Here is a 25,650-nt window from a genome sequence, read left to right as displayed (position 1 = left end):
TTTAAAATCTCAAGGCAGGCTTACTTTTCTATAATTTTGAATTGTTTTGATTTAAAACGTCCAAAACTTATGTCGGCAATTTTATCGAGTCTATAACCGCGGAGTCCATACTTATCTAAACGGGTACTTGAAACAAGGGGCACCGAAATCAAGTTGTTTTTTAAAACTGTTACATTACTCCATTGTTTAGTGTCTATTTCTAAGGATGCAATGATAATTTGGCTTCCTGGAGGACCAGATATGCCCAACAATAAAGTCGGAGACTCATCTTTGTCAGCAATCCAATTCTCAAGAAACTTTTCCCCACCAAGTTGCCAATACTTCTGAACCCTATCAACAACAGCTTCATCTTCAGGGGGGCTTACTTGGTCATATCCGACCCTATTTTCAAAGTCTTCCTCCGTTATCCGCACTAGTAAGATTTTGTTTGTTTTACCTTTAAAGAGGTCTTCTCGAGTTAATCTGTTTTTCTGCAATCTAGAAATATACTTTTCAGGAACACCTATTGGTCTGAAAACATACTTTGATGACTCTTGTCGCTTATTAAACGTGGGAGAGTGAGAAGATATCAAAGCAGCTTCCACAGCTTTTGACATACCTTCTGAGTCGAATGGTCCAGCTATTTCTAATTTGAAATTCGCCTTTCTTAACCAAGACTCTAGATCTTTATTATGTGACTTAAGCTGGTGTGCTGAGGCTCTTGTTATCTTTGCCCCTCTCCCAATGTACTTAACTGCGCCGCTTTTGTTATCTCTGTATAGATAAACATAAAACAAATCATTCATTTTACTTCCTTATTCAAGCCGAGTCGCTCTAAACGCTAGCATACTGGATAGACTTGTCTAGGCGAATTCCCCCCCTTTAAATTCATAACGATTCAATTGTTTACACTAACCTTTGGCAATGAGCCATTCGTTTGCGTCACTTTCGAGCGTTATCACTTTCCGGAATAGAAAGGTAAAGGGCGTTCAAGGCTGCCAGAAACGCAACAGTTTGCAAGATTTCCTGAGCATTAAGAATGAATTTTATCAATGGAATTGTACTTGCTAACCATTCTCTCTATTCTGTCTAGGAAGCGAGTGAAATCACTTTTACTCCATTGCTTTGTGTAATCTTCCCTTAACGTAAAGCTCATTAGAATACTCCCGACATCTGCTGACAAATGTTTTAGAATCGAAAGCTCTCTGCGTATGGAGATCAGTTCCTGGCAAACAATCCCACCAAAACTAACAATTGAAACCACTCCATCAAGAGCTGATTTGTAGAAATGCGCGTGAATTGCACTCAGAGTATTCTCTTCATACCACTCTGACACACACGATTGTTGAGTGATTCGCCCTAGTGTCCTATCTGACAGTTCTTCTGGTGAAATATTAGGAGAAAGCTTCCGTTTAAGTTCCGCTTCTAGCGAATATGCGAAGTTCTTTGAGTCTGTCTTTAGTAAAAGTGAATGAGGAGATGGGTTACGCACTAACGAATAAAACGCCTCCTGACGTCGTATAGGAGCTCTGGTAACTCCTATTTTGACTAACCCGTAATCATTGTATTCAAAGCAATAAACATAAAAGCTCATTTTCACCTCCAATCATAAGAACTTTGAAGGTGACACAATTACAACGCGTAAGCAATTGTATTAATTGAACTTTATGTATTATAGCATTGACATTGAGAACTTCTTCCCTAATTCCAGACTTCGTAAAGAGCAAATTTCAATGGATGTCGTATTTGCTTGAAGGTAGAAGTTAGCATTGTCCATTTTTGACTGATGGATTCACGAATAGTTGAATGGCGAACGCCTGACTCATATTTGAAAAAGCAATTTTAAAGACTACTGATATCACGATTTGAGCGTTGCCAATCAGATAACATTTTGCACATTTGAGGCTAGATCAGCATATAACGCCATTATAGAATGGTGAGTGATAAAAAATTTAATAATGTTAAAAAGGGAATTTTATGTTCGGAAAGACCAATCCTAAAAAGGTACATCCAAGCAGGTGGTATATAAAAACTTTCAACCCATACACTGTGACCGACTCATTTAACAAAATTGACTATGACATCAACTCCTTATTCGCTGCATACGAAAATAAAGAGCTAACTCTGTGGCATGAAGGAAGATATTTAACAACTCTCGAAATTTCAAAAAACGAGGCCAACCGACTTTTTGAAGTTCATAAGTTAAATAGGTGCAAGACGTCAGTGTCTTTAAACTTTTCAGCCATTTTCACATCTAGGAATGGAACAGAGTTTTTCTTTATTGGAAAAGACTTGTGTACGAAAGAGCATGCGTTCTCCGTTGAAAGGTTAAGTTTTACAGAGACCAAAGGTTCGTTAAATGTGTCCGTAGATGGTAAAAACATCGCTGTTTTCGAATCAGATAACGAAAAGGAAACGTTTTACAGAGCCCAAAAAGATGCAATGTCCATCGCAGAAGCGAAAATGGATAGCCAAAGCTTAGAAGATTCAAAAGCGATTTCGGCTCTTAGGACGGCAGAGAGAGCCAAAGCAGAAGAAGCTGAAAAGAAAAGAGAGCAAGAGGCCGAATTTAGAAGAAATGGATATAACCACATAATTCTAACCACCGAGTCGATTTCACCATTTGCTGTTCGTAAAAGATTGGGAATCGTAACTGCCGAATACGTCTACCGCTCTACGATTTTATCTTCATTAGTAGCCGAGATAAGCAGTATCGGCGAGACCAGACAATCGTCTACGCAAAACGCTCTCAAAGAGGCTCGGGCCATGGCCTTAACCGAATTGAGACGTGAGGCGTATAATCTAGGCGCAGACGCCGTTGTAGCTGTAGATTTAGACTACAGCGAGGTAGCTGGCGCAGGTAGTCCTATGATGTTCCTCGTGGCGAGTGGAACCGCAATAGAGATTGATAAATGATAGATTAAAAAGGTTGATTCGCGAACCCTCGCCAATAAACAGGTATCACGATTAAGTGTCACGATATCTACCGAAAAAGATTTGCACTTAACTATAAGTAACTGTAAATTCTAGGTTAATTATTAACCTCTGAACTAGGTGGCACTTCCCGCCAGCTCCACCACATTAAACCCACTACAGCCCCACTACAACGGGGGCTGTGGCGGAATCCCCCACTAACAACCCACTAGCAATCAACAACAAAGTACACTTATTCTGCACGCACTGTATTTAAAGGGTTTCAGGCTTTTTTAGAAGTTTTGGATTTTATTCGAATTTAGATGTATTGGGCCTTCTTCAGACGCCATAAAAAGCGCTGACTTTAAGTGCGAAAATGACGAATCACACAAAACTTTCATCTCAGCAGTATCTGGCAAGCAATACGTGGAAGCACTTCATTTGATACCTATGGAGTTTCAAGATGATTTTGAGCATAGCATTGATGTTCCAGAAAATATTATAAGCTTATGCCCTACCTGTCATAGACTATTTCATCATGCTTCTGACTGTGAGAAGAAAGAGATAATCGAAAAATTTTTTAGTAAAAGAAGCGAAGTTTTGTCATTTGAACGCGGTGTTATGATTAAAAAAGATCCGCTTCTACGGTATTACAAAGTTTAACTTTAAGGGCCGTCTGGTATGTCACTTGTTCCAATGTCTTTTAATCGTAGCAATACCTAAACCAAGTGCGACAGCTGCTTTGGACTGCGACATCCCTTCTGCTCTCTTCGTTCGAACTGCAAGCGTCGTAGCCTTAGCAGCTGGTCTACCGAGTTTCTTTCCCTCTGCTTTCGCTCGTTCAAGCCCTTCTTTCGTCCTCTCTCTAATCCTATTACGCTCAAACTCTGCAAAGGCAGAGAACATTTGAAGCATTAGTTTACCTTCAGCACTAGAAAGATCAGCCACTGGCAAATCTAGGCACACCACCTTTATTCCTTTATCAGTGAGTAAATTAATTGTACTTTGCACATCGATGTTGTCTCTACCTAGACGGTCTAATTTTAGAACCACCAGCATATCCCCTTTTTCCATCTGGTGATTAATTAGCATCTTAAACTTTTCGCGCTTCATGGCTTCGACCGAGCCTGAAACTGTTTCGCTAACTATCCGTGAATCAATGACTTCATATCCTTTTTGACGGATGGCTACTACTTGGTTTTCTGTCGTTTGCTCTGTGGTAGAAACTCGACAATAAGCAAATATACGCATTATTCGATTAACTTCCTTTTTAGTATCATTTATTGGGGTATCATATAATTTTGGTATCATTATTAAAAGACCCTGTTTTTATGATGCCAACGAAGAAATAAAAAAACTGGTATCAACATACGAAGAGTTTAAGACACCTTACGGCGTTATCGAGTTCACACATACGAAGCGTGATGCTATTGATATTATCAACAATACTATAACTTCAAGTCGCCCCCTGCGAATTGCGAAAAAAGAAGCTGCGATTCGAGATTTGAAAAGGGTTGGAAGAAACACGCACTTAATAGTGACGAATCACAAGTAGGCAGATGCTGGCACTCCCAAAAACCACACACACAACTCACTTATGGACAGAAGCTTGTCAATGCATTATCTAAATTAGTAACCGATGAATTAATACAGGTATCGCAAACCTAAGCCACCACCGCTTCTTTCGGTAGTCATCTTGCACGAAAATGGACAGTTCCTTCCGTTGCGCGACAAGAATTCCAAACGAGTGTGTGCGTATAAATGCCGATTTCATGCGAGATTAAGCTGGTATGGTGACTCTGCCCGCTATTCGAAACCATTCTGACTACCAAGATTATTTTCAAGTTTCTGCCAAAATAAATATTGACCTGTCTAAAGCTTCATAGTTTATAGTTCGCTCAAAAATGAGAGGAAACCCCATGTACCGTATTTCTGAATTGGCACAAAAAGTTGGATTGAGCCGCTCCACTTTACTCTATTACGAGAAGCTTGGTTTGATTTCAGCCAAACGACAAAGCAATGGGTATCGCTGCTATTCAGACAAAGATGTCCAACGAGTAAAACTGTTACAGCAACTACAGGCTGGCGGACTAACTTTGAATGAGTGCCAAGCATGCTTGGAGGCTCAAATTGACAGAGAGCTGCTACTTCATAGGCTTAATGTATTGGATGAAGAAATCGCCCAAAAACAAAAAGCAAGAGAGCTTCTTTCCTCAATGCTTGGCATGAACTCTATGAAGGAGTGGCACCAGTCAATAGAAAAAGAAGCTCCGTTAGCACATCTAGAATGGTTGATAAAACAGGGGTTTAGTGAAGAACAGGCACTGAGACTAAAATGGTTGTCCAAGGATATGAATGAACATGAGCAATACATGGCTGACTTTGAAGCGATTTTTCAAGGTTTAGATCGGCTGGGGCCTGGTGATGAAGGTGACTCTCTCAAAGCATTACGCTCTTTACCTATTAAGTCGGGCGATGCGCTAGAGATTGGCTGTGGAAAAGGGGTCACAACCATTTTTCTGACAAAAAATTCAGCCTTCAATTTAACGGCACTCGATAACGATGAGTACAGCTTAAGCTGCCTTAAAGAGAAGGCTAAAGAAAATTCTCTTGAACATCGAATAACATCGATTTGTGCCAGCATGACGGCGATGCCATTTGATCGGGGGCAATTTGACGTGCTCTGGTCAGAAGGTAGTGCTTATATCATGGGAGTCAAGCAGGCGCTCAAAAGTTGGAAACCATTTCTTAAGAGTAATGGTTACTTAGTTATTAGTGACTTGGTTTGGTTGACCAATAACCCAGATGCCGAAGCCATAGAGTTTTGGCAACAAAACTATCCAGACATGGCGACGAGCGAGCAACGAATCAAAGAGATGATGAAAGCTGGCTATGAGGTTATAGAAAGCTTTACACAGAGTGAACAGTCGTGGCGCAACTATCTGGATCCATTGAGTCAAAAGATCACTCAGGTCGAAGATGAGGATTTTACTTCTAATTCACTCAATGACTTACGCAAAGAACTCCAAATACACGAGCAATACTTAGGTCAATATGGTTACCAAATATTTGTACTAAAAAACAAAGGTTAAAACATGAAAATTAGAGCTGAAAATCACTCAGACATGTCAGAAATTGAAACACTTATTTATCGAGCGTTTGAGAACTATCCACACCATGAACCAGGTGCTAAACCAACAGAACACTTGCTCGTCAATAAACTACGTGATGCAAAAGTATTATCACTATCTCTAGTTTGTGAAGATCAAACGGGCATCATTGGTCATATTGCCTTTTCACCGATTCTTATAAATGGCGAGGAGTCTGTTTGGTGTGGCTTAGGCCCAGTATCAGTAATGCCAGAGCGTCAAGGTGAAGGTATCGGTGGTGCACTTATTCGTGAAGGGTTATCACAACTTAAAGTACAAGGTATTGAGGGTGTAGTATTACTCGGCGAACCAAAATATTATGGCCGATTTGGCTTTGAGTCACAGCCAAACCTTACACTTCCAGTTGTCCCACCAGAATATTTCTTAGCTCTATCGCTAGCCAACAATATTCCGACGGGCGAAGTTACTTATCACTCTTCTTTTTTTGACAACTAAGAAGTAAAGAGAAATTATGAAACGTTTTATTCTGACAGTTACATTTCTGATGTGCATGTCATTAAATGGCGCTAATGCTTTAGAGAATAACCCAGCATCTAAATTTGGTATTGCTATATCAAATGACGCTGAAAAAATTGCATATAGCGTTAACGGGAGTGGCAAAACATCACTAATATTTATTCACGGTTGGAGTCTGGATAGCAGGCTCTGGCTAAATCAAATCGGTTATTTTTCAGAAAAATACCAAGTTATTACTATTGATTTAGCTGGTCATGGAAATTCGTCATTCAATCGAAAAGAGTACACCATGGTCTCTTTCGCAAATGATATTAAAGCAGTCATTGAGAAAGAAGGTGTAGATTCTGCCATCTTGGTTGGACACTCTATGGCGGGGGGAGTCATCGCAGAGGCTGCGAAGTTAATGCCGAACAAAGTTATTGGCATTATTGGTGTTGATACTTCACAAAATGTGGCATTAAAGTTCTCACAAGATGATCTTGACCTGATGACGAAGCCTTTTGAAGACGATTTTCAAAGCGGAATTGCGGCATTTGCAAAAAACTCATTACCGAAGAGCGTAGAGCCAGAGTTACTCTATTGGGTTAGAGAAGATATGGCGTCAGCGCCTAAAGATATCGCGATTAATCAGTTTCGCAATTATTTAGGCCAATATGTAAGTGGTGAGTCATATCGCGTCTATGAGAGTATCAACGTGCCTGTTGTGCTAGTGAACGCTCGATTATGGCCAACTAACTCAGCAGAAAACAAGAAACATATCAAAGATTACAGCATTTACTACATTGAGGAGTCTGGGCACTTTCCGATGCTAGAAAAACCGAATGAGTTCAACAAGATCCTTTTTGAAGCTGTCAAGTCTGTTAAGTAGTTTGATCGATTAGGTTCGTTCCTACCGACTTCAAGTTACTTTTCTTTACCTGAACTGCGTGAGTTAGAGTGAATTCTCTAACTCATTTTTTCTATTTCTGGCATATGACTTCAAGCAGTTTGCATAACCATGCACTCTAAACATTTGGATACGAAGATACCCTTTCTGCACAGTTCTGGGAGTTTTTAAACAAAGCTCTTTAGCTGCCTGTTATGAGGAAAAGTACTATGATTTCAGCGGCACGATCTTCTACTGAGTAATTACTTTAACTCGAAAAGGGGCATAAGTGTGCCAGCAGTGATAGTTTTGGCACGTCTCTGGACAAAGGCATGTCAGTGACTTTACTAATTTAGCTACCGATGAATAACTTTTGGTATCCCAAAACGCAATCAGGCACCGCTGAATGCAGTGCCTGAGATGCAAGGAAATGGACAAATTCTTTCATTCAGCAAGTGGTCGCACTACTCACTTGCTTGCATTTTGTTGCATTAATTATGCATTACTATTTTTTACCCAACACATCTCAAACTGCTCTTTTCCTGTATGTTCACAGATGCATTTACCGACATCAATGAAACCATGATGAAGATAAAACTGATGTGTTTTTTCATTCTCTGAGTAGACGGTCAACGTTAGTTCACTGTACTTATCCTTTAAATGATTTAGTAACTGTGTCCCAATACCACAAGATTGTGATTCAGGATCCACGAAAATAGCAGGTATGCTCCCTTCGTAATAAGAAACAAAGCCAAGAACTTTGCCAGCCGATTCATAAACCCATGATTCACAATTGGGTAGATACATATCACGCATGTTCTTCTTCTGGGAAGACCAGTACTCTTCCGAAATGAAGTTGTGCGCTTTAATTGATGCCGAAAACCAAATAGATACAGCATTATCTAGATCTTCTGAGCGTAATGATCGAATCATATTTTCCTCAATAATTAACGTCTTAGGGAGGCGAGATTGTTTCCTAAGTGATATATATACACGCAGTTAAATGAACCCAACCTCATTGTTTGACGCTTCAATACTCTGTAATGAAGCGAATTACTGTTAATGGCCTTTTTTGTATCGTCGAGATGCGTTCTGGGTACTATTTATTAACTTCCCTAACGCTTTATCTTTAGCTCTTTTTTCTGCCAACGATGATCCGTTCAGAGCTTGCTCTCGCATCAGTTTCTGGTAATTAAGTAGGCGTCGTTCTGACAGGAGTCCACCTTTGATTGCTTGTTGGATCGCACAGCCAGGTTCAGACGTATGCGTACAATCAGAGAAACGGCATTTATCTGCAAATTCAGTTATCTCGCTGAAAGTCTCGTTCACCCCCTGTTCGCAACTACTGAGTTGTAGTTCGCGCATTCCAGGAGTGTCCATAAGAATCCCCCCTTGAGGAAGAACTTTTAATGATCTGTGAGTAGTGGTATGCCTTCCTTTACTATCTTCTTCCCTAATTTCTCCTGTCTGCTGAGACTCATAACCGATTAAGGCGTTAACCAGAGTCGATTTTCCTACTCCAGACGAACCTAAGAACGCCAGAGTACTACCGTCATAGCAGTAGCTTTCAAGCTGCTTGATATCGTGGTTATCCAACGCATTTATGGCGTAAACGACAAGCATTGGATCGAGTTCTTGAACCTGTAGTCGTTTGATATCAGTGTCTTCACATAAATCAGCTTTAGTAAGGATGACAACAGGCTCAACCATAGCTTCTGGTGCGATGGCTAAATACCGCTCTATTCTGTTAAGGCTAAAATCATGATTGAGGGAGCAGACAATCATGACGGTATCAATATTGGCAGCTATGAGCTGTGCTGACACTTTTGAGCCTGGAGCTTTTCGTTTGAATATCGACTGTCGTTCCAGGCTTCGGCATATTCTCAATGCGTCATCAAATAGTACCCAATCGCCTACGCAGACTCTTTTTTCAAAAGGCATAGGGCTTAGACTTGATTGCCCCTTCGGGGACACTACTACAATGCGGTCTCTGTGCTGTTCAACAACCCTACCAATGGTTAGGTTGCTTAACTCTTCCAGGTTTACTTGCTGCTGAAAAAAAGACTTCCACCCAAGCTGTTGAAGTGTAGGAGCTAAGTTGTTCATATTGCTGTCTCATCAAAACGTTCAGGACATAATAGTTGAACGACAACCGGCTTGATTGAACATTTCCGACAGATTACGTAGAGCTAACACCGCCATAAACATCAATAGTTAAACCACGCTCTTTTTCGTATGTTTTAGGTGTTAAGCCAATTTGTTTCTTTAAGTAGCGGATGAGGTGAGGTTGATCGCTGAAACCAAATCGAAATGCAATCTCGACCCAATCGATATCATCTGAATCGCGTTGGTGAAGGTACTCCAGCATAGCCTCAAGCTTATTCATAGACTGACACTGTTTTAGCGTTAAACCTGTCACCCTGTTGAAGCTTCTTTCTAATGTACGTTGTGAGCAGTATAGCTGGTTACCCAATTCAGAAATTGATCCTGAGTCCAGCGCCTGAAGGGCTTTGCGTGTAATCTGGCTATGTTGATCCTCATGGCTGTTCAAAGCCAACGGAAAAAACAGACTATCCAATTTTTTACAACACAGATCTGGATTACTTCGTGCCAGTTCAATCAGTTGCAACTCTCCCTCAAATAGATCGGTAAACAGTGTACTTAGCTGAACTTCTTCAACGCAATCAAGTAGTGGCGGTTGACCTGAGAATAGTTTCAGTGAATAGAAAGCTCCAATATGAAACTTGACGCCAAGGTGGACAAAAGGTTTTGAGTGATCGAGTTGAAGTGTCTGATGATGGGGAAACAACCAGTGGCTCCCTTTACCATTAGCCGCGCCAGGGTTCATATCGTAGTGGTAGGTCTGTTTGGCGGGAGAAATGATCAGGTGAGCGGATGGATCAGGGTTTAATTTCGGGTAATCGAAGCTCTTGGCATCGGGACGCTTTTCAATTAGCCAATAACACTCTATGTATTTTGCAACTTCGGGTATCTTTGAAGGCCTTAGCCAGTGGATCATAATACTCTCAATCAGTTCGCGGCATCTACTATCACTATATGCCAGGTTAGCATTTTCACAAATAAGCCCTGACCAGATTGGGGCAAGGGCTTATCCATTAACTGTCTATTGGTGGTCAAATTCCATCTGGATAATGCGGTTTAAAGGCTCTAGTCCTGCTCGGTGAATCGCTTTTTGAGCACCCAAGTTACCACTTTCAGTTGAACAGACAGGAATTAAACCACGTTCATTGGCTAAGCTTACTAAACGGTTTAGTACACAAGTGGCAATCCCCTGACCTCGTTCTGACTCGGCTACAATCATCCCCAAGTCTGCATATTTAGTCTGATGCTCATCAAATAGGCGACACTCACCCGTGGCTAATAACCTACCGTCCTTCCAATACCCCCAAAGCTCTTCTCGTTTAATTAGATTACCGAAGTACTTAGACAACCATTGTGCTGGAGCACCAATATTACTAACCGCAAATTCAACGAACTCATCCAGTTGCTCCTGACTTGCGAGCGTTAAATCTAAACCTGTTGCGCTTTCAGAAATAAATGGAGCAACTTGCTGATACATTAACGCATTTACTTTAAATGAAGAGGAGTTATCTAAGCAAAGCGATAGATAGTGAGGTTCGGCTGTACTCACAAATGCACCTTTAATGGAACCAACTACTGAGCTGTTTTGCTCTGCAATCAAGGTAAACAGCTCTCTCGCCTGAATGTGGGCTGCCCGTGACAAATAGAACTGCAACATATAGCCATCACCGTTAATGCAGCAGAATCCAACTAAAGTATCGTCCTCATAAAATCCGTAATGAGAGGACATAGGAACAAAACCAAAGTGCCACATACCATCAAGTGGCGCTGTCGATTGTTCGAAATACTGTTTTTTTAGTTCATTAATTACTTCTAGTGTTTCGATTGGTTTGATTTCTAACATGGCTATTTTTTCCTAACTACGGATGTAGTGTTATTACGAATGAAGGAACTACATCAGAGATGAAGTGCCGCTTTCTATGCCGAAAATAGTAGGTGATGGGTGATTTAAAAGATTGAACAAAAACGACAGTTACTAGTAGGTAAACCGATTTCCAAAATCTTGCTTATCGATGAATACCGTAGCTATATAGTTATGCAAATTTAAGGAAGATGTGTTTTGTTGCGCAACGAAAGAAATTGGGAGTTCCCGTGCAGCGCCGTTCTGGTGTCTGCCATAACTTCACATATTGCAAACTCCGCAACGTAACTCGTTGCTGAGTAATCGCACTAAGGTCATGATAGTTTGAAGTTTTACGTTGTTTCAGATCTGCATCTCGACATTCACAGAATACGCCGTGATTTCTGGTATAGCTTCGATAACGAAGCCACTTTAGTCGTTGCAGGTGACACAGCGAACGGCCTCTCATGCATGGCGTATGTAAAAAATGTACTTTGTCGCCACTTTAAGACTGTGATAATGATTGCAGGAAACCATTGTATACGTGAGAGCGTCGTCAAAATTTAGCGTTACAGATTAGTACGTTTTTTTCACTTCACTTACGCGGGGCATTTCCCCTCTTGCTTCGCGTATTTTCTAGGTATTCAGCAATCTTAGGATAACCGTTTTGCCTTGCAAGCTGTTCTGGCGTATTGCCATCATTACCTTTCAAATCTAACCTAGCTCCTGCTTCCACCAACACTTTTGCTGCCTCTAAATGCCCATGGCACACTGCGTCATGAAGCGGTGTATACCCGTTGTTTGGCCCTTGCGCGTTAAGTACTTCATGAAAGCCAGGATATTGACTAAGTAATGTCAGCATGTCTGCACGACCAAAATATGCGGCTTTGTGTAAGGCAATTGCGGCCTTATAGGCGCCGGTAAGCGTTTGGTCTGCGCCGTTATCTAGCAACAGCTTTGCTACTTTCAGGTAGCCTTTCATGGCTGCAAGAAGCAGCGCACTATGAAAATCACTGCCTTGTTTCAATACGGGCGCAACCGCATTCACGTCATACCCTTTTTCTAACAGCACTTCTATTTCAGCTACCATTTCTTCTTCAGACGCCGCTTGGTTAGCAACAACCATATAAATGGCGGCTTTTTCTCTCGCTTGCTGCAGCGTTTTTGCTTTATGAGCCGCAAATAGCGCGTTAATAGTTGCAACATCTTCATTTAACGCTTTATCGTTTGCTTTTTCACCGCTTCGATTAAACCCAAGGGCTGTAGCGCCTGCCGCTGAAATAACGGTGGTATCGATAAGGGCCTTAATCGACTTTCTCGAAGAAAAACACGCAGTTTTTCGCTAGAGCCTGTTGATTTTTACTGTCATCAAATCTCAACAGGCGTTAGTAACTTTTCTGCTTTCAGTGCGCTAGGGTATCGTTTTTAACTTGCTGCAGATGCGCTAAGCGTTCTTTCGCATATTCCGGCGCAATCGCTAAAATATCGCGACTGCCCGCCTCCTCTCTTTTTTCTAATGTCACTGAAGTAATCAGCCATTGCCCTTCTATCTTTCTAAAAGTGAAGTGGTAGATGCCCGAAACTTGCCAAAAACCATCATGCCCTAGCCAATGACTGGCAGTAAATGGCACGTTAGCAAACGCTATATCTTCTTTTCGGTTAATACTTGGGTTTCCCAAGTTATGGAATGTTTTGTCAAAACCAGGCAAAAAAGCCGCCCAGTTTTGCATCAAGACCTCACGTTTTTGGGTTACGGCTTCGCCCCCAAACAAACTGGTGTAGTCTGTTGTTACATGTGGGGAAAACAGTAAGGTTAAGTATTCATAAGCATTGTTGTCAGCTAATGCTGAAAAGCTATTGAGGTTGCTGTGAATACTTGCAATGTCTTTATCACAGTTCGAATGGGATGTGGCAGCATGGCCCATAGTAAAAACTCCAACTAACATGACACAAATTATGGCTTTAAATTTCATTTCTGAGCCTTTAATAGGTAAACACTCGCCTTACAATGCGATGTTGAAGTGAGAAACTACGGCATTAACGGCTTTTTCAACGGCTTCAGGTTGGTCGTAGAAGTCAAATTGATTGATGTTATCTAGCCAAATTACATTTACCGAATCAGTCGTGTTTTCAAAAATCACGAAGGCATTACGCCAAGCCAATTCATTAAACAATACAGCACGTAGAATAAACTACTTTGGGTACTGCCTACTCTCAAAAGCCCTTGCTAAGACTTTATAGGTAACTGCCCTAATGCCGCTGCGCATGCCAAGCCAATGGCCAACGTCATCGCCACACTGGTGAAGGTGCCCAAAAGTACATATTCAGTTAGCTTTCTGTCTTGGTGTTTAGTGAGGTCGCCAAAGCGAAATATTGATTTAGCCGCAATAAGAAAACCTATTGCAGAAAACTGATTTAACAATAAAAAGGTAAGCATGAGCACGCGCTCTAAATAGCCAATTCGTTGACCTGCCAGTGATAAAGTTTGTTGTGCCTCTGTACTTATTGTGGGCGGATCATTGGGGTGAGAAGACGGCATTTTATTAGCTAATACTTCATCGCTCCAAGGCGACAGCAGCTGTTTAATAATAACTGAACTGGGCTTAAGTACCGCCAAATAGGCCAAGACCACTAATAGATGCGATGTACCTACCTGCTGAAGAAGTTCTACTGCCTCGCGCCACTGATTGGTGGCATACAAAAATACGCCTAAGATCACGACAACGTGCGCTATTTGATCGACAACAAAAGACGTGGTGTTTTGCTTACAATACGATTTAATCACGTCAATTTTGAAGTGAGAAACGGTTATTACAATTGCACTAACACCTATACTTGCGATACTTACCGTTGATGAAAACAAGAACATTGCTGCTGCCGCGAGTATACCGTGTATGATTGCGTGTAGGTATAAGGGCAAAGCCAATGCGTGTCGTTCGTTTCTTTGCTGTACCCAGGCAAACGGTTGAAAATAAAAGTCTGCAAATAAATGCGCTAACACGAGTGCCACCAGCAGTTGAGGTTCAGCAAGCATGTGGCTCTCCTGTTACAAGCATTATGTTTTTTGTATTACCCGTCATCACGTTAGTCTTCCCTGGTCGATTGTTCCGTTTTTAATGAAGTTCCTTCTTGACCCCATAAAATGAGCGATCTCTCCATATAGTCGAGATATTCTGCTATCAGTTTATAGTTACTGGCATTGAGAATTCGACTTACATTACTGCGATTTTTATCTAGTATGGCCGCTACACTTTCATGGCTCTTATCCGTGGCTTCAAGGTACGCGAGTAAGGTTTGCGACTGGGTTTGTGTCAGTCCACTGATATGCGCGTCGGCAAAACGTGTTAAGAGCTGCGTTTTATTGTCGAGTGTTTGTTCACCGCTACAAAAAGTAAGGTGGTGCGGCTTTATATTATCTAACCCTCGTCCTGACAACACAAATGCGTCTCCAGTGCCAGTTTTTACTTCTGAAGGGCGAAATTGCGCTTCTCCCACAGCAACACTCATTCGCATATCTACACCTAAAGCGTGCGCCTTAAGTGCTAGCCGCAATCCAACTGCGGCTGCAATGCTATATTGTGGTTGTGCAACAACTAGCTGGAATGCGTCGCCTCGATAAATATCAAAGTCTCCACCGTAGTACTCGGCGTAGTATGTTAAACGCTCTCTCAGCGTAGCAAGTATCTCACTGAATTCAGCATCAGAATAAGACTGAGAGTTGGAGACGTCACCGGTAATTACACCAGCGCGCTTTTTTGCACCACTTGTTAAAGCACTCTTTTTTGTCATTTCACTATGCGCCGCGTTGTCTTTTCTACTTTCAATAGACACTTTTTTCCGTTTAGGGGTCCACTATGACACGCTACCATCTCAAATTCAAAAACAATCACACGGCAAAATGTGATTATTATCAATCACAAAATTACATGTGATTAAATTAAGTAACGGAAAGCGAAATGTGTCAAAGAACATGTAGCAGCTGTTGATTAAGTAGAATACTTGCTCTACCCTTAGGTGGAATACTTATTCTACCTAACATCTGTTCTATTGGTTCACAAGCGATGTACCAAGCAGACGAAAATAACAAACGCTTTCGAGGAGACCCGGTATGACCGTTTCCAAACAATCTGAGTTAGCTTCGAAACTAGAGCAAGCTTTTGCCCTTTACGGTTTCGCAGAGCCTAATGTGGCTAAACTCAAGGACTACACTGGCACCACACTAAAAACCTTGTACAAATACTTCCCTTCAAAAGAAGACATGATTATTGGCGCGCTTGACTATCGTCACAGCCGTTACATCGCGTTTCTGGAAAAAAACTGCCCCTCGACGCGTAACGAAGCAATTAACCACATATTTGAACGCTTGTCGGTATGGCTAACGACATTCGCTCCCAGAGGTTGCATGTCATTGCAGGCTTTGGCGAGTTACCCCAATAACCTTTACATTGAAACCGCTGTGAACAACCACAAACACGCAGTGTTAACGTGGCTGAATGAAAAGCTCGAAGACCCAGCCCTTTCAAACAGCGTGTTCCTACTACATGAGGGCATGTCATCAGCATGGCCAACCATTGGTGATAAAGCATTAACCGCAGCTAAAAGCGCACTAACAGTGCTACTTGATTAGCCCTTCTTAGCACTTGCATCAACCATTACCTTTCTGGTCTAAAGCAAAAATTATGGAGGACAATATGAAATCATTGCCAAATGAAATGTACGGCGTGCAGTTAACTAAACATGGCGATCTCGACGCGCTTACATTTAACGAAAACATACCTTTGCCTATACTCAGCGACAACGATGTACTTATTGAAGTGCGCGCTGCGGGGGTAAACAACACCGATTTAAATACGCGAAAAGGGTGGTATTCCAAAGGCGACAATGACGCTGAAGATGCCGGATGGGGTGGTAACGCGCTGACTCTGCCGCTTATCCAAGGAGCTGACGTGTGTGGCTACATTGTTGCGGTGGGTCAAAATGTTAGCCAAGAACGTATTGGAGAGCGTGTGATCATAGAGCCATGCCTAACTGAAGTTAACAGTCAAAAGCTTGATTCACCCTGGTACTTTGGTTCCGAGTGCGATGGAGGCTTCGCACAATTTACAAAGGTCGCATCGCGCCATGCCCATGCCGTAAACTCAACCATGACAGATGAGGAACTCGCGTCATTTCCCTGCTCTTATTCGACTGCCGAAAACTTGCTACACCGTGCAAATGTAAAAGAAGGTGAACGGGTATTCATTACGGGTGCATCGGGTGGCGTAGGCTCAGCGGCAGTTCAGCTAGCGAAAGCGAGAGGCGCTTACGTAATAGCGGTAACAAGTGAAGAAAAACGCGTTACTCTAGAAGCATTAGGCGCCGATGAAACCGTGCTGCGCGATGGTGACTGGGCAAGCCTAGCAGAACCCGAAGCTTTCGATGTGGTAATTGATCTTGTTGCTGGCCCGCGCTGGCCTGAACTCCTTGAGGTACTTAAACCATTTGGGCGCTACGCTACTTCTGGCGCAATCGCCGGCCCTGAGGTGACGTTAGATGTACGTACACTCTACCTAAAAGACTTAACCCTTTTAGGGTGTACGATTTTGGAGAGTGAGGTGTTCGGAAACTTAGTAAAACACATCGAAAAAGGAAGCATTAAACCGCTTGTATCTGCTACCTACCCTCTCGTTGAAATTTGTCAGGCACAACAAGACTTTGAGAAGAAAAATCATATTGGCAAGATGGTACTGACAGTTGGAGAAAACAAATCCTAGTACGTTAATTTCAATTTCGCTAACGTTATTTACATGGTAAGTGTCTTGGAGCCGGACTGCGCTAAACAAAAGTGTGAAGTAAAATGTAAGAGTTTGACGTTTATACAGACTAAAGTTTAGCGCAGTTTCTGCCAGACGCTTTAGCTTGATAAAGGGCTTGGTCTGCCTGCTGAACCAGCGATAAAGCGCTCTCTTTGCTTTGCGGAGCAGCATCATGGCGTGATGAATTCAGCTCCATAGACGCCATACCAATACTTACCGTAAGTTTACCGTCATAGTCCGACGCCCGATGTGGGATATCTAGAAACTTAACGTTACGAATAATTCGTGCAGCGATAGCGTGGAGCTCATCAAGTCGAGTATTAGGTAAAATAACGGCAAATTCTTCACCGCCATAGCGGGCAACTAGATCGTCACTACCTAAGCAGCTATTAGTTAATGTATCGGCAATTTTTTGTAATGCCGCATCGCCAGCCACGTGACCATAAGCATCGTTAAACTGCTTGAACAAATCCACGTCAATAAGCAGTAAGCTTAGCGCCAAGCCTTGTTCTTCACATCGCTCCACATCTCGCCGCAACGTATTGTCAAATAACCTTCTGTTCGCAATCCCTGTTAAGCCATCAATATTCGCTAAACGTTCTAGTTGCTTATTAGCTTCAAGCAGATCGGTTTGCGCTTTTTGAAGCGCTTTTCGGTTGTGTAGACTTTGTAATGTGTTACCAAGCATCTCGCCTATTCGGCGCAAATATTCAATATCAAATGCGTTCCATGAGTATGGACTGCCTATAATGTCACAGCCAATGAAACCATAAATGGTATCGTCCACCATAATACGGACACACAAAATAGAGAAAATTCTCTCTTCTTCAAAAACAAGTTTTTCCGCGGCAGCCTCTTCAGGAAGCGTCGTCACATCATCAACTTTAAACATTCCATTAGAAATATGGGAAATGAAAAAGGGTAGCGAACTGGCTGGCATGTTCTGAAGTTCATCAATAAAGGGCGTTACACCTGCCGCAACCCATTCGTGGGTATTAGACATATATTCACCATTATCGCTAAACTCAAAAAGATAGCATCTATCTACATCACAGAACTTACCTAAGGCAGCTAAAGCTTGGTCAATAATGCCATCGAGTTCATGAACACTGGCTGTAATTAGTTTTGATGAAAAATTAGTGAGAAGCTGATTAAAAGCTATATGCTTGCTTACCGCTGAACTTTTACTGTTCTCGCTAAATAATGCCGTAAAGTTCGTTTTAATCTGTAACACAACCCATTTCCCCACAGGAGTGGTTACCACACCACTTTCAACAAAGCAGTTCATGGTTCTAGAACCTGTTTGAAGTCTGTAGTGCTGCGCTACTGCCTGCCCCTTTTCTGCAAGCATAAATGGCGAATTACTTGGGGAAATCATTTCCTTTGTTTCGAGGTCAAAAAAAATAAAAGAATGTGTATCAACAGAATCAGATTGTCGTATCCCGAAATCCCGTTCAAAGCCCTTACTTACATGAATGCTGGCAGACTCTGGGCACTTGAATAAGATGCTCGAGGGCATTTGTCTCAGAATGGAAAATATATCTGTCGTATTCAATTTAAATCTCACGAATTTCTATTCAGTAAATGTAGCAGTTAATCTCTCACTAGTGAAAACTCTATTTATCCCATGACGCGCACCGACACTTCATTAAACTTATTTAAGGAAAAAGCGTAATGATAGTTATAGCGATCATTAAATTGGAATTAGTAGACGAATATGGGAAATTCAATTGTTGAATTAATGGATAACATGTACAGCGAGAGTGATGACACTACGTCACTAGGTGAGGTCATAGAACGCTTCGAAGACAGGGGCTTTGGTCCCCTTTTATTGATGCCTGCCCTGATCGCTCTGCTTCCCACTGGCGCCATCCCGGGCGTACCCACTTTGTGTGGAATCACATTATTTTTTATATGTTCACAAGTCGCCATAGGAAAAACCAGTCCGTGGCTTCCCACATTTATTAAAAATAAAGAGGTGTCTACTAACAAACTAGATAGCGCAGTTGAAAAAGCCAAGCCGTATGCGCAGAGAGCTGAAAAGCTATTAAAACCTAGGCTTACCTTTCTTTCACATACCCCATCAAAGAATATTATTGCGGCTTATTGCGCAATTGCATCACTTTGCATGATACCTCTGGAGGTATTGCCCTTTGCGGTAGCCTTGCCCGCTTTTGCTCTATGCGTTACCGCGCTTGGAGTAACGAACCGTGACGGCGTCTTTCTTATTATTGGTATGCTGCTTCAATCTGGAACCGGATACTTAGTGGTCAAGGCATTGACGATGATGTGACAATAAGTACAGGCTACAGTGTTCCCCCTACTTTAGGCGACAACCACTTGTTTTGTGGTAGCTTTTACGTACTATTCATGAAATTAAACAACTGTACTTTGGTACAGATTATTACTTTCATTAGAATAGAGCCGAAAAATAATGAAGAGACTTATTGCCGTATCTCTTGCTGTATCATTTGTTTTCCCCGCTTTTAAAGCCTTTGCTGAAAACTGTGTATTCAGCTGTCCTATTGGATTAAGTGGACAAACCATAACTCGCTCCATTTATACACTGAATAATAATCCACAAACAAAGTTTGCTAATTGGGTGGCGTATCATGTTACGCCTGAGACTATTGATGGCCCATCTAGAAGCCGTAACTGGAAAGCAGACCCTGAGTTGGATGATGAAAGCACATTAGAGCCCAATGACTATAAAGGTGCGTGGCGCGGTATAGGTACAGACAGGGGTCATCAAGTTCCTCTTGCCTCTTTTAGTAACTCACCAAATTGGCGAGAGTTGAATTACCTATCAAACATTACGCCTCAAGACTCTGATTTAAACCAAGGTCCATGGGTTAAACTGGAAAATGCAGTGCGTAGCCTAGTGAGAACGGGCCAAGATGTTTATGTAGTTTCGGGCCCTCTTTACGAGACGTTTTTCGCTGCGTTACCGGGTGCCGATGAGTTGCACAGCATCCCTAGCGGTTATTTTAAAGTCATCGTGAGTGAAGTTAACGGTTTAGTGGAAGCCTCTGCATTTATCATGCAGCAAAATGCTTCTCGCCGTGATGATTACTGCGCAACGCAAGTTACCATTGATGAAGTAGAAGAGAGAACCGGGTTAGATATTATGCCAGTTTTACCCGATGAAAGTGAGAAAACCATTGAAGGCATGCTCGGTAAGCTAGCTGTGCGACTTGGCTGTAGCTAAGCCTTTCTTCGGCAAACAAACGTAAAGCTATTATTGATAGACAGCCTTTTTGTTTGCTAACTAGTTGCTTTTGAAAGGTTGCAGTAGCAAGGCACGAATTGAAGCATTCTCTTTTACCGCAGGCACATCCTGTTGGCCTATGGAAAGTGTTTCATCGCTTTGCTTCGCTCTCGGGGTAAAGCTTTTAAAAAGCCTGTCCCACCAAGATACGCTAAAGCCATAGTTAGAATTTGATTCTACCTTTGCTTGACTATGATGTATGCGGTGCAAGCGCTGTGTAATAAGCACCCAGCCCACTTTGTCATCCCACTTTTGCGGCAATCGAATGTTTGCGTGGTTAAATAGCGCAAACCCATTAAGTGCAACTTCAAAAATAACAATAGCAATGGCGGGGATGCCTAATATAGCTACGGCCAAAGCTTTAATGCCTAGGCTTATAGCAATTTCCACGGGGTGAAATCTAAGGCCCGTAGTGGTATCTACATGGCTATCAGCGTGATGCATTTTGTGGAAACGCCATAAAAAAGACACCGTGTGAAATAATCGATGCTGCCAGTAAATAAGCATATCCAGCAGCAGTACACTTACTATCACTATACCAACAAATAGCGCGTTGCCGGATTGGATATTATTCATTTGTTCAGTGAACGACGAAGTGCTGTCTGTTTGACCTGTCATTAAGTTAAACAGCCCTATGCCCTCTTGCTGAGCCCATATCGATACGCCAACTAATGTTGCGGGAAGTAAAACTCTAGATACTAGTGCCCCTAACACCACCATGGAAAGGTTACCTACCCAGCGTGTTTTTCTATTTAGCACGGCATTACGCGCTGGAAACACGGCTTCCAGTACTGCCATAAAGGCAAAGATGCCAAGGAATACACTTAGACGAATAACAGACGCATTATCCACTGTCGCTCTCTTTTCGACTCGATTTCATATTTACTTCTTAACGACTAATTACGCTTTGTTCTTGTAGAAGGCGTATTTCAGACACACTACTACTTATCAGTTGTAACGCCCTAAACCTGATCAGTTGTCGAACACTCACTTTGTTCTTCTACTTTATTCAAGGTACTAAACCCACCAGCAATTCGTGTGACAACAGTTAACGCGCATGCTGCGGCAAAAATATAAGCAAGTGCCGCGAAATGCTCGGGCCAGATGCAGAAAGCAAGAAACACTAAGATTGTTTCTGTGCCCTCGGTTAACCCCTGCATGTAATAAAAGCTCTTGTTTGCGAACTGTGGTCGGTCGATATTAAATTTTTCAGCTGCAATGGCAAAAGCCAGAAAGCTACTGCCCGTACCGATAAATGTGGCAAGTAGCACCATTGCTGGTATGCCCCAATTAATGGGATCAGCAATACCAAATGCCAAGGGTATAGATGCATAAAACAAAAAATCTAGGCATATATCAAGAAATCCGCCAGCACTGCTGCTTCTTTGCTGATATCGCGCTAATTCACCGTCAATACCGTCAAACACCCGGTTAAGTATAATGCAGCTAAGTGCCGCTCCCCACCAGTTAAGAATAATAAAGGGGACAGCGAAAATACCTATAATAAAGCCTGCCACGGTAACTTGATTTGGGCTGACGCCTATTGCATCCAGTGTTGTGATCAAAGGCTTTAATAGCGGTTTAATAAAGGGAGTAATTTTCGCGTCTAGCATGATGATAGCTCTATGATTTGACCGCCGGCTGCAAGGGCGTCCTCTTTGTCGTGTGTTACAAGAACTGCCGGAATATTTCGCGCTTTAAGCTGCGCGAATGTCCAGCTTCGAATTTGCTCACGAAGGGCAGAATCTAGCTTGCTAAATGGCTCGTCTAATAATACTACGTCAGGCTCCGAGGCTAGCGTTCTTAGCAGAGAAACACGGGATTGCTGCCCGCCTGATAATGACGTGACTGCGCGTTCCCCAATGCCCTTCAAGTCAACAGCGCTAAGCATTTCATTGATAGCCTCCATTTTAGCTTTTTGGTTAGCGTGACTGTCTGGGGGCATGGCGAAGGCAATGTTTTCAGCTACCGTCATGTGCTCAAAGAGCAAGGCGTCTTGAAACATAATGCCTACTTTACGCAAATGAGCTGCTTTATCGTTTACTACAACCCCGTTAACTTTAATTATACCGCTCAAACTGAACGGCCCATGAAGTTGGCCGCTTATTGCCTGAAGCAAGGTAGACTTACCGGCGCCACTTGGCCCCATTACCGTTAAAATTGCACCGTTTTTTACACATGCGTCCACCTTTAACAGTGTGCTTTGTGCACGAGAAACCACCAGACTTTCTAAACTAAGCGCCATGTAATACTGCTCTACTCTTTTTCTTTGAACTACGCACCTTGTCACTCGGTTTTACTAATGCGGCGGGTAAATACCACGCCGTAACAAAGCCTGCCAACGGCATAATCGCTTGGATAATAACAAATACCGCGGTTAAGCGCGTACTGCTTCCCGACACTGAGGCAACGGCTTCTGTAGTGATAGTGGCAATAGTGCCCCCCGAGGCCAGTAATGTAGGTAAGTACTGGCTGAAGCTAATGGCAAGCCCCAACGCCCAAGCCACCATAATGGCCGAAAACAGAGATGGCAACTTAACATGGTAGAACACTTGCCAGGGCGTTTTTCCTAAACTTTGTGCAACCATGGCGTATCGTATGTCGAATTTGCGATAGGCTACCGCCATAGACAAAAACACGTAGGGCACCACATAAACCATATGAGCAATGTAGGTGTGAAACCAGACAGCGTCTTGCAGTACGAGTTGCTGAAACCAAACCAGACCATATAAAAAAGCCACGCCCGGGATTAATAGCGGCAAAAATAATGAGATAGACAACGCCCTTTCAGCATTTTTACCTGCGGGTTTAAGCTGTTCGCTCTCAAGAGTAAATAACACCAGAGCAATTGCCGATGTACTTACCAGTATGCCCAGCAATAAACTATTAGAAAATGGCGTCTCGAGAGTTTCAACCGCTGTTCGCCAATGCAATAACGTTGTACCTTCTGGGAAAAGATCAGGATACGCCCACTGCTTGGCAATTGAGTACATTAGCACCGAGTAAATCACAGCGCCTATCAAAGCAATGTACAGCGCAACAGTACTATGGGCTGCGCCATGCACAAAACTATCAAAAAAGCGCCTATTTCCTTTCGCAAGCCTTACCCTTCCCACACATATGACTACGCGCTCAGCGCCTAACAACAGAAGTAAAGCCACCCCACTAACTGCAACCTGAAGTACAGCAGCACTGCTCGCTAATAAGCGCATAGATAAATCGATATGATTAAACCAATGCATAATCGCTACGGCCAACGTGCTGGGATTATTCCCCCCTAATATAAGTGGAATTTCTACATTAGAGGTGGCGAAAACCAACACCGCTAAAATAGGTAATTTGATTTGTGCAAAGACAGTGGGCATCACAAGCTTAAAAAAAGTTGCTACAGGCGAATAGCCTAGCGCCGTGCCAACTTTGATATAACCAGAAAGCTTACTTTTAACTAATGGCTGGGACATTACGCTGAGCGCCATTAAAAGAATGAACGGCAGTTCTTTTAAACTTAATGCCAGTAGTACGCTTAGCCCATACGAGTCGTAAGGGAAAAAAGCGTCGCTATTACCAGGAATAACCGTATTTGTTCCTAGCGCGGCTATCCGAGCAAATATGCCTGACGGGCTGAATACAAATAGCAAGGCAATGGCTGCGCCGGCGTGTGGAAAAACAAGAAACGGGCTCAATAGGCCTTGGATTTTGTTAAGCCAATTCGATTGATAAAATGACGCTAATAATAAAAACGCGCCAGCTATCGCCAGCAATGTGGACCCCACCCCAGTAAAAAGTGAAAGCCACACCGTCTGCCAAATATCATCAAGCGCAAATAGCGTTCTAAAAACGTCTAGCGAAAAGCTGTTTGCGCCTATGGCAGGAAAATAGCCTAAGGCCGGAAACGCTACGCCAACCAACCCTGCCAAAACAGGAATGCACAGTAAAAGTAATAAACACCAGCGTGCAACGCGAGTAAACTGCGCAAACATTAATAGCGTGCTCCGTAGCGTTCGAACCAAGCTTCTCGCAATGCATCAGTCCAGCTTGAATGGGGTTCAGCCAGCAATGTGGTTGATTGAGATTTATCCAGCGCCGATGGGTGAATATTATCTTCTACGAAAAGCGCTTGGTCTGACGCTGAGAGGCTTTCAATATCAAGCACTGTATCGTCTCCCCACACTTCCACAGCCTGTTTTTTAGCTTGCGCCTGTGGTGAAAGCAAAAAGTTAACCACCGTTTTGGCCGCCGCTATGTTCTTTGAATTATAAGTAAGCCCTACAAAGTGGACGTTTGCCAAGCTGCCGTCTTGCATAGAGTATGTGCGTACGTCTTCAGGTAAATCAAAGCGAGTTACCGCCGAAGGAATTTCTGAAGCGGTAAAAGAGAAGGCCATTGAAAGCTCGCCCGTTCCCACTAAACGTTGCAGTTGGGAGGCTTGCCGTAACATATGTTTACCCTGGTGCCACATAGTAGGATGCAGCGCATCAAGATACGCCCACAAACTCGGTAAAACCGCATTGAGCGATTTATCATTTGCTGGCTGATAGAAAAGGTTTCGCTTATCTTTATTAAGTGTAAGCGCTGCATACTTAATAAAACTAATACCTAAATAATCGTTAGGTACTGGGTAGGTAAATCTACCTGGGGATTTTTGGCTAAACCGTAGAAGCTCTTCAATGGTTTTCGGCGCCATTAGCCCTAGCGTATTAAAGTGTGCGCTACGGTAGTAAAACACCATAGACGCTTTCCCCCAAGGCGCCTCCATACCTAGTGTAGGCTCACCAAAGTCTTTGGTTACCGCGGGGTTTTCATCAGGATTAGTTAGGCTAAAGTTGCCAAGTTCACCTACCCACGAAGCACTAAGCAGGTCGTGTTTTTTCATTGCTGCGAAGTTTTCACCGTTTATCCAAATAAGGTCAACACTGCCGTTCTTGTGATTCCCTGCCGCCTTTTCAGCAAGCACTCGAGAAACCGCATCACTGGTGTCAGCCAGCTTTACATGCTGAAGCTCAATATTAAAACGGGTTTTAACTTGCGCGGCTACCCACTGAAGATAGCCGTTGACCTGCGCGCTACCACCCCAGGCATGAAATCGAACAAGAGGTGTTTTTTCGCCGGCTGCTTCAGCGTTGGTTTTGCCCACCGCGGGCTTGGCTACAACAAATACTGACAAAACGACTATGCAGCTAAGAAAGAATACCTGCATGGTGGTAAAAAAGGGGCTATTTGTACTTAACTGTCCCTCAGCGTGACATTCTGAATCCATTTGG

The 25,650-nt window shown here is 42.7% G+C and carries 28 protein-coding genes; 10 read left to right on the top strand and 18 right to left on the bottom strand.

The annotated features are described in order from the left end of the window. Positions 1–20 precede the first annotated feature (20 nt). Together AC27KT_RS05710 and AC27KT_RS05705 are read right to left on the bottom strand one after the other, a co-directional pair. The gene (locus AC27KT_RS05710) at positions 21–785 is read right to left on the bottom strand and encodes a hypothetical protein (protein ID WP_487128146.1); all 765 of its coding nucleotides are present in this window, start codon (positions 783–785) and stop codon (positions 21–23) included. Positions 786–1,012: 227 nt separating this feature from the next. Then, positions 1,013–1,573, bottom strand: coding sequence for a hypothetical protein (locus AC27KT_RS05705; RefSeq protein ID WP_487128144.1), 561 nt, complete (start codon positions 1,571–1,573; stop codon positions 1,013–1,015). A 383-nt stretch (positions 1,574–1,956) separates the two neighbouring features. Between AC27KT_RS05705 and AC27KT_RS05700 the strand changes: the two genes are divergently transcribed. Further along, positions 1,957–2,895 (top strand): YbjQ family protein, encoded by a 939-nt coding sequence (locus AC27KT_RS05700; RefSeq protein ID WP_487128142.1) that lies wholly within the window; start codon positions 1,957–1,959, stop codon positions 2,893–2,895. Positions 2,896–3,198: 303 nt separating this feature from the next. Then, positions 3,199–3,555 carry an HNH endonuclease gene (locus AC27KT_RS05695; RefSeq protein ID WP_487128163.1) on the top strand — a complete coding sequence of 119 codons (357 nt, stop codon included), beginning with the start codon at positions 3,199–3,201 and terminating at the stop codon, positions 3,553–3,555. Between the two features lie 21 nt (positions 3,556–3,576). On the opposite strand, the gene AC27KT_RS05690 is transcribed toward AC27KT_RS05695, so the two are convergent. After that, on the bottom strand, positions 3,577–4,143 hold the full coding sequence (locus tag AC27KT_RS05690; protein ID WP_487128161.1) for a recombinase family protein: 567 nt from the start codon (positions 4,141–4,143) through the stop codon (positions 3,577–3,579). Positions 4,144–4,811: 668 nt separating this feature from the next. Between AC27KT_RS05690 and AC27KT_RS05685 the strand changes: the two genes are divergently transcribed. Genes AC27KT_RS05685 through AC27KT_RS05675 form a run of 3 tightly spaced genes read left to right on the top strand, consistent with a single transcriptional unit; the run spans position 4,812 to position 7,386 of the window. Then, positions 4,812–5,984 carry a MerR family transcriptional regulator gene (locus AC27KT_RS05685; protein WP_487128140.1) on the top strand — a complete coding sequence of 391 codons (1,173 nt, stop codon included), beginning with the start codon at positions 4,812–4,814 and terminating at the stop codon, positions 5,982–5,984. Between the two features lie 3 nt (positions 5,985–5,987). Next, on the top strand, positions 5,988–6,497 hold the full coding sequence (locus AC27KT_RS05680) for a GNAT family N-acetyltransferase (RefSeq protein ID WP_487128138.1): 510 nt from the start codon (positions 5,988–5,990) through the stop codon (positions 6,495–6,497). 16 nt (positions 6,498–6,513) lie between these two features. Beyond that, positions 6,514–7,386, top strand: coding sequence for an alpha/beta fold hydrolase (locus AC27KT_RS05675; RefSeq protein WP_487128136.1), 873 nt, complete (start codon positions 6,514–6,516; stop codon positions 7,384–7,386). Positions 7,387–7,878: 492 nt separating this feature from the next. On the opposite strand, the gene AC27KT_RS05670 is transcribed toward AC27KT_RS05675, so the two are convergent. From AC27KT_RS05670 to AC27KT_RS05655, 4 genes are all read right to left on the bottom strand, one after another. Further along, positions 7,879–8,316: an N-acetyltransferase gene (locus AC27KT_RS05670; RefSeq protein WP_487128134.1), complete on the bottom strand. Its 438-nt coding sequence runs from the start codon at positions 8,314–8,316 to the stop codon at positions 7,879–7,881. Positions 8,317–8,442: 126 nt separating this feature from the next. Next, positions 8,443–9,489 (bottom strand): ribosome small subunit-dependent GTPase A, encoded by a 1,047-nt coding sequence (gene rsgA, locus AC27KT_RS05665; RefSeq protein WP_487128132.1) that lies wholly within the window; start codon positions 9,487–9,489, stop codon positions 8,443–8,445. A 73-nt stretch (positions 9,490–9,562) separates the two neighbouring features. After that, complete coding sequence (locus AC27KT_RS05660) at positions 9,563–10,402, bottom strand: helix-turn-helix domain-containing protein (RefSeq protein WP_394180752.1); 840 nt, start codon at positions 10,400–10,402, stop codon at positions 9,563–9,565. Between the two features lie 105 nt (positions 10,403–10,507). Next, positions 10,508–11,329 (bottom strand): GNAT family N-acetyltransferase, encoded by an 822-nt coding sequence (locus AC27KT_RS05655; protein ID WP_487128129.1) that lies wholly within the window; start codon positions 11,327–11,329, stop codon positions 10,508–10,510. A gap of 342 nt (positions 11,330–11,671) precedes the next feature. Between AC27KT_RS05655 and AC27KT_RS05650 the strand changes: the two genes are divergently transcribed. Next, positions 11,672–11,893, top strand: a complete 222-nt coding sequence (locus AC27KT_RS05650) for a metallophosphoesterase (protein WP_487128127.1) — start codon at positions 11,672–11,674, stop codon at positions 11,891–11,893. Positions 11,894–11,921: 28 nt separating this feature from the next. On the opposite strand, the gene AC27KT_RS05645 is transcribed toward AC27KT_RS05650, so the two are convergent. From AC27KT_RS05645 to AC27KT_RS05625, 5 genes are all read right to left on the bottom strand, one after another. Beyond that, complete coding sequence (locus AC27KT_RS05645) at positions 11,922–12,452, bottom strand: ankyrin repeat domain-containing protein (RefSeq protein WP_487128125.1); 531 nt, start codon at positions 12,450–12,452, stop codon at positions 11,922–11,924. 277 nt (positions 12,453–12,729) lie between these two features. Next, a complete protein-coding gene (locus AC27KT_RS05640; protein WP_487128123.1) occupies positions 12,730–13,299 on the bottom strand; it encodes a nuclear transport factor 2 family protein in 570 nt (189 codons plus the stop codon). Positions 13,300–13,329: 30 nt separating this feature from the next. After that, entirely contained in the window at positions 13,330–13,467 is a 138-nt protein-coding gene (locus AC27KT_RS05635) for a hypothetical protein (protein ID WP_487128121.1), read from the bottom strand. An 86-nt stretch (positions 13,468–13,553) separates the two neighbouring features. Next, positions 13,554–14,360, bottom strand: coding sequence for a DUF3307 domain-containing protein (locus tag AC27KT_RS05630; RefSeq protein ID WP_487128119.1), 807 nt, complete (start codon positions 14,358–14,360; stop codon positions 13,554–13,556). 50 nt (positions 14,361–14,410) lie between these two features. Continuing rightward, the gene (locus tag AC27KT_RS05625; protein ID WP_487128117.1) at positions 14,411–15,157 is read right to left on the bottom strand and encodes a hypothetical protein; all 747 of its coding nucleotides are present in this window, start codon (positions 15,155–15,157) and stop codon (positions 14,411–14,413) included. 277 nt (positions 15,158–15,434) lie between these two features. Here AC27KT_RS05625 and AC27KT_RS05620 point away from each other — a divergent pair, with 277 nt between their 5' ends. Both AC27KT_RS05620 and AC27KT_RS05615 read left to right on the top strand, forming a co-directional pair. After that, positions 15,435–15,953 (top strand): TetR/AcrR family transcriptional regulator, encoded by a 519-nt coding sequence (locus AC27KT_RS05620; protein WP_487128115.1) that lies wholly within the window; start codon positions 15,435–15,437, stop codon positions 15,951–15,953. Between the two features lie 64 nt (positions 15,954–16,017). Continuing rightward, positions 16,018–17,079: an alcohol dehydrogenase family protein gene (locus AC27KT_RS05615; protein ID WP_487128113.1), complete on the top strand. Its 1,062-nt coding sequence runs from the start codon at positions 16,018–16,020 to the stop codon at positions 17,077–17,079. Between the two features lie 109 nt (positions 17,080–17,188). On the opposite strand, the gene AC27KT_RS05610 is transcribed toward AC27KT_RS05615, so the two are convergent. Beyond that, positions 17,189–18,499, bottom strand: a complete 1,311-nt coding sequence (locus AC27KT_RS05610; protein WP_487128111.1) for a sensor domain-containing diguanylate cyclase — start codon at positions 18,497–18,499, stop codon at positions 17,189–17,191. A gap of 339 nt (positions 18,500–18,838) precedes the next feature. Between AC27KT_RS05610 and AC27KT_RS05605 the strand changes: the two genes are divergently transcribed. Both AC27KT_RS05605 and AC27KT_RS05600 read left to right on the top strand, forming a co-directional pair. After that, complete coding sequence (locus AC27KT_RS05605; RefSeq protein ID WP_487128109.1) at positions 18,839–19,414, top strand: exopolysaccharide biosynthesis protein; 576 nt, start codon at positions 18,839–18,841, stop codon at positions 19,412–19,414. Positions 19,415–19,555: 141 nt separating this feature from the next. Next, positions 19,556–20,329 carry a DNA/RNA non-specific endonuclease gene (locus AC27KT_RS05600; protein WP_487128107.1) on the top strand — a complete coding sequence of 258 codons (774 nt, stop codon included), beginning with the start codon at positions 19,556–19,558 and terminating at the stop codon, positions 20,327–20,329. A gap of 60 nt (positions 20,330–20,389) precedes the next feature. Here AC27KT_RS05600 and AC27KT_RS05595 read toward each other — a convergent pair whose 3' ends face one another. The 5 genes from AC27KT_RS05595 to AC27KT_RS05575 form a co-directional block, all read right to left on the bottom strand. Continuing rightward, positions 20,390–21,241 carry a sterol desaturase family protein gene (locus AC27KT_RS05595; protein ID WP_487128105.1) on the bottom strand — a complete coding sequence of 284 codons (852 nt, stop codon included), beginning with the start codon at positions 21,239–21,241 and terminating at the stop codon, positions 20,390–20,392. A 110-nt stretch (positions 21,242–21,351) separates the two neighbouring features. After that, positions 21,352–22,002, bottom strand: coding sequence for a CDP-alcohol phosphatidyltransferase family protein (locus tag AC27KT_RS05590; RefSeq protein WP_487128103.1), 651 nt, complete (start codon positions 22,000–22,002; stop codon positions 21,352–21,354). Then, positions 21,996–22,634, bottom strand: coding sequence for an ATP-binding cassette domain-containing protein (locus AC27KT_RS05585; protein ID WP_487128101.1), 639 nt, complete (start codon positions 22,632–22,634; stop codon positions 21,996–21,998). The genes AC27KT_RS05590 and AC27KT_RS05585 overlap by 7 nt, the downstream gene beginning before the upstream one ends. Continuing rightward, positions 22,624–24,369, bottom strand: a complete 1,746-nt coding sequence (locus tag AC27KT_RS05580; RefSeq protein WP_487128099.1) for an ABC transporter permease — start codon at positions 24,367–24,369, stop codon at positions 22,624–22,626. The genes AC27KT_RS05585 and AC27KT_RS05580 overlap by 11 nt, the downstream gene beginning before the upstream one ends. Continuing rightward, positions 24,369–25,586 (bottom strand): ABC transporter substrate-binding protein, encoded by a 1,218-nt coding sequence (locus AC27KT_RS05575; protein WP_487128159.1) that lies wholly within the window; start codon positions 25,584–25,586, stop codon positions 24,369–24,371. Before AC27KT_RS05575 ends, AC27KT_RS05580 begins: the two co-directional genes overlap by 1 nt. Positions 25,587–25,650: the final 64 nt, after the last annotated feature.

Source organism: Alteromonas sp. 5NW40-0090, from assembly GCF_057552975.1.
This window is presented reverse-complemented; position numbering and strand designations above follow the sequence as displayed.